This is a genomic window from Enterococcus sp. MMGLQ5-1, assembly GCF_013155265.1.
In the GTDB taxonomy this organism is placed as follows: Bacteria; Bacillota; Bacilli; order Lactobacillales; family Streptococcaceae; genus MMGLQ5-1.
In genome coordinates, this window is record NZ_JABJXU010000028.1 from 1 (window position 1) to 1761 (window position 1761).

At 33.9% G+C, this 1761-nt stretch carries 3 protein-coding genes and 1 pseudogene; all 4 read right to left on the reverse strand.

Going from position 1 to position 1761, the window contains the following annotated elements:
- Positions 1–109: 109 nt before the first annotated feature.
- Positions 110–274, reverse strand: coding sequence for a hypothetical protein (locus HOY35_RS13270; protein ID WP_172214566.1), 165 nt, complete (start codon positions 272–274; stop codon positions 110–112).
- A 72-nt stretch (positions 275–346) separates the two neighbouring features.
- Positions 347–676, reverse strand: a complete 330-nt coding sequence (locus HOY35_RS13275; RefSeq protein ID WP_172214568.1) for a hypothetical protein — start codon at positions 674–676, stop codon at positions 347–349.
- A 9-nt stretch (positions 677–685) separates the two neighbouring features.
- Positions 686–1183, reverse strand: a complete 498-nt coding sequence (locus HOY35_RS13280; protein WP_172214570.1) for an ORF6C domain-containing protein — start codon at positions 1181–1183, stop codon at positions 686–688.
- A pseudogene (locus HOY35_RS13285) lies at positions 1176–1761 on the reverse strand (hypothetical protein); the annotation flags it as partial. The pseudogene HOY35_RS13285 and the gene HOY35_RS13280, both read right to left, overlap by 8 nt.

The following is a 1761-nucleotide window of genomic DNA, read 5'->3' on the forward strand; positions in this document are numbered from 1 at the left end:
TACCTATTTTTATTCTGTGTGGTGATGTGATTAACATCAGTAAAGTTCTTAGTGTCATTTTTTCTCCAATCTGTGCTATAATTAGCACATACATTTAGTTTTATGTGTCCTAGTCACTGTTCTCAGCAGTGGCTTTTTTGATTTCATTTTCGATTTCAGAAAGTTTAGATTTTGTATGCTCATAATCAATGCAACTTCTATGCCAAAGCTGATATTGTTCAACTTCTCGCCAAAACTTACGCTTCTTTTTGAGCTCTCTTAAATCTTTGCTCATAACTCATATATTCCTTCCTAGCTCTAAACCAATACAATTGCCAATTGTGCGTTGCACCCTCCCAGTCGAATGTCATGCCATATTCCTCATTTTCCAATTGATAGCGTGTTTCTTAAGAAACTCAGAATCATACTGCTCTTTTGCTGCTTGAATATCTTCAAGATTAAATTCATGAGCGCGGCCACGTTTCCCAATAGGCTTGATATTTGAATATTTCAAGATTTTACCCACTTGTGTAGTACAACATTCCCACCGTTCCGCAAGTTCTACTTTAGTGAATATTGTTTGATGTTCTTTAGCATTCGATGTTGCCGTGAATTCCTCTGACCAAATATCAAATAATGCTCTTGTTGCTTCAATTTGGATTGGAGATAATACTTGGTGGATTTGTTCTAATTCCATATGTACCTCCTACTTATCTTTTTCCAACTCAATGATTTCTAATTGTTTAGGTGTCATTCTTGTTTCAGTAGCTGTAAAATCTGTTAGATCAATATTACTTACATAATTAAGTGCTTTGATAAAATCAATGCGTCTAACAAATACATACTTTCTAATATTGAAAGTCGTTTTTAGATGCTTATACACTAAACGTAAAAATTGACCATATTTAGACAAAAATAAGTTTGATGAAACATTATCTCCATCGAAATATTCATTGGCTAACTGCTTAGCTTTGGCGAATGCTGCTCCTTGTAATTCCAAGCATTCGACTTCGTTCAATGTGATACTGTCACGTAATTCTTGAACGTCCTGTGTGATTGATTTCTTCATTTCAAGCACATCATCTTTTACATCAACGATGACATCGATTAACGTTTGAATAGCTTCACTTTGTTCATCTTGCCTTTTTAAAGTGAATTTAACTGCGCTTAATGCTGTTTCTGTTTTATCCTTTGCTTTAACCATTGATAATCTCTCCCTCTATATAATCTGTTTGTGTTATTTTAGTTAGTTCAGTTAAGAATTTTTCTAAACGTTCAATTAAGAAATTTAATTCACGTTTTGCAAGTCCATCACTATTTACTACTTCTGATAAATCTAAGTAAACTAATGCACTAGCCTTGCCAAGAAAATCATTTGATTTTTGTAGTAAGTCAGTTAGTTGTTTATAATCAGCGATTAGTTTTTGAGTGTCGTTTAATTGACCTTCTGCTGTTTGAATCGCCTTCGTGAGTTGCTCATATTTTTCTGATTTCTCGTCAACTTCCTTACGCTCCATTAACAATTTTTGATAATCTTGTTGCAAAGTTGCATTACGTTCAACCAGTTTTTCATTTTCTAACTTGGTTGATTCATAATCGCTTGGCACTACTTCGACTTGTTTCTTAACTACATTAGGCTCTTTAGATGAGATATCTTGAAAAGCCTTAGATAACTGATTAATTCGTTTGTCACGGTCAGCAAGTTCATCATCACGTTGTTTTAATTGACGTTTGATATCTTGTAATTCACGTACCGTTGGATTATCGCCATTTTCAACACGC